Source organism: Arsenicibacter rosenii, assembly GCF_001870735.1.
GTDB lineage: Bacteria > Bacteroidota > Bacteroidia > Cytophagales > Spirosomataceae > Arsenicibacter > Arsenicibacter rosenii.
The window spans coordinates 1-2552 of record NZ_MORL01000097.1; the positions used below are offsets into that span (position 1 = coordinate 1).

1 protein-coding gene is annotated in these 2552 nt (G+C 51.5%); it reads right to left on the reverse strand.

Annotated features, from left to right (window positions below; translation table 11 throughout):
* Positions 1-35: 35 nt before the first annotated feature.
* On the reverse strand, positions 36-2552 hold a 2517-nt coding region (locus BLX24_RS29965; protein ID WP_229201924.1), incomplete at its 5' end, for an ABC transporter permease.

A 2552-nucleotide genomic window follows, 5' to 3' on the forward strand; every position in this document is an offset into this window, starting at 1 on the left:
GCCGGATTTACCCTGAGCTCCACGCCCCAAGCTGTTTATTCAGACCGTAATGATTTGACCGGGTTCATCAGGGCCGCTTTGATACTCTGGTAGCTGACCGTCAGTAATGTCACAATCAACACGCTTAGCCCGGCCAGCACAAAAATCCACCAGGAAAGTTCAATCCGGTACGGATAATTGTTGAGCCAGTCTGAGAGTACGTAGTAGGCCAGCGGAGTGGCCAGACAGAAGGCGACGGCAACCAATACCACATATTCCTTTGAGAGCAGTTGCCAGACGTTGAATACCGAAGCCCCCAGCACTTTACGGATCCCGATCTCTTTCGTACGTTGTTCGGCCATAAACGAGGCCATGCCGAACAATCCCAGACAACTGATCAGAATGGCCAGAATGGTAAAGCCACCTGCCAGCCGGCCAATCCGTTGTTCGGTTCCGAATTTCCGGGCATACTGGTCATCCGCAAACTTGTAGTCAAACGGTGAATCCGGACTGTATTGTTTAAACACCTGTTCTACTTTTTCCAGCGCTTCACTGGCCGATAGCTGTGGGGCCAGACGAATGTTAATGGTGTTGACATTGCGGTAATTGACCGCAAAAAAAGACGGACTGACGGGCCGGAACGGATCCTCTTTTATCATGTCTTTGATGACACCGATTACGGTATATTCCCGGCCACTTTGCAGGACGGTCTGGCCGATCGGCGACCCGCCGTTCTGTTGCCGGAAGCCCATTAGTTTTACGGCGGCTTCATTTAAGATCATGGAGGCGCTGTCTGTCGAAAAGTCACGGGAGAAATCCCGGCCTTCCCGGAGCTGCCAGCCAACCGTTTTGCCGTAATCGTGTGTAACGTAATTCGACATCACCAGGGGCTTACTGTCCGGCTTTTTACCTTTCCACGAAATATCGGTGGTGCCCCCGGCCTGTTCGGTTATCAGATTCGACGATTCAGACATGCCAGCCACTGCCCCTGTGCTGAGCAGATCATTGCGCAGGGCGGTATAGTGATCGTGTAGCTCAGGCGCATTCATACTCATTTCAATCAGACCGTTGCGGCTATAGCCTACCGGCCGGTCTTTGGCGTGTTCAATCTGCCGGAATACGATGATTGTACCGATAATGAGCGTGACGGAAACGGTGAACTGAAAGCCAACCAAGACCCTACGCGGAATGGCGGCCGAACGGCTGGCTCGTAAGACGCCTTTCAGTACTTTAACGGGCTGAAACGTCGACAGATACAGGGCCGGATAGCTACCGGCAATCAGACCGGTCAGCAGACTAAAGCCCAGACCGGTCAGCCAGAATACGGAATTTGTCCATAAAATGACCAGCTTTTTTTCAGCAACCTGATTGAAGAAGGGCAGCGTGAGCACAACAATCAGCAGGCTTACCAGGAAGGCCAGCAGGGCCATCAGCAGCGACTCGCTGAAAAACTGTGCAACCAGCTGGCTACGCAGCGAGCCGATGGCTTTCCGGATGCCGACTTCCTTCGCCCGTTTCTCGCTCCGGGCGGTACTCAGGTTCATGAAATTGATACAGGCCAGCAGCAATACAATGATACCGATGCTGCCGAAAAGCCAGACAAACGTAATGAGCCCTCCGGTATTTACGCCGTCTTTAAAGTCGGAATACAAATGCCACTGACTCATCGGATGCAGGAAAAACTCCGGTTTATACCCCGGCGGATTATCCCGTTTCATCCGGATATCCCTGATTTTGGCCGACACCTGGCCGAAATCAGTACCGGGTTTGAGCTGAACAATAATCTGGTACGAATTGGAATCCCATTGATCCTGATCACGTCTGGCATTTTCATTGTTGGCGGTAAAAAATTGCCAGGGAACCAGAAACATCACGTTGTTGAAGGTACTGTTGTCCGGAAAGTCTTCGTAAATCCCCGCCACTTTTACCGTCTGTTTGTTATTCAGTTTAATGAGCTTATTGAGCGGGTCTGCGGTGTCGAAAAGTGTTTGAGCCAGCGACTGAGACAGTAGAATTGAATTGACATCGGTGTTTCCGAACCGTGTCCCTGCTACCATATGCAACGAGAGCATACTGATAAATTCAGGCTCAACATAATTACCGGTTTTAAACAGTTTCCGTTCTCCGGCAGCGACAATAACATCCCGCGATACGGACAATCCAACCGACTCGAAGTCAGGGTATTTGCTTCTGAGCTCCTGCGCCAGCGGAATGGGCATTACATCGTAGGCGGCTTTCTCGGCATCAAACTTCACAAATTGCCAGAGCATCGCCAGCCGGTCGTGGTGTTTAAACTGCCGGTTAAACGACAGTTCATCGTATATCCACAAGCCGATCAGCATCGCCACGGCCATGCCCGATGCCAGCCCGAAGACATTAATGAAGGAATAGCCCCGGTTTCTGGCCATATTCCTGAACGCGATTTTCAGATAATTCCGGATCATGATGGTATTTGTTGTGTTATGAGAAAAAACGGTATCAGTACGCCGGTAAGCGAATGACACGGGGATCAGTGAGATCACATCGCGGACATACCGCCATTGGGCCTGCCGCAGGCCAGCCTCGCGGACGCG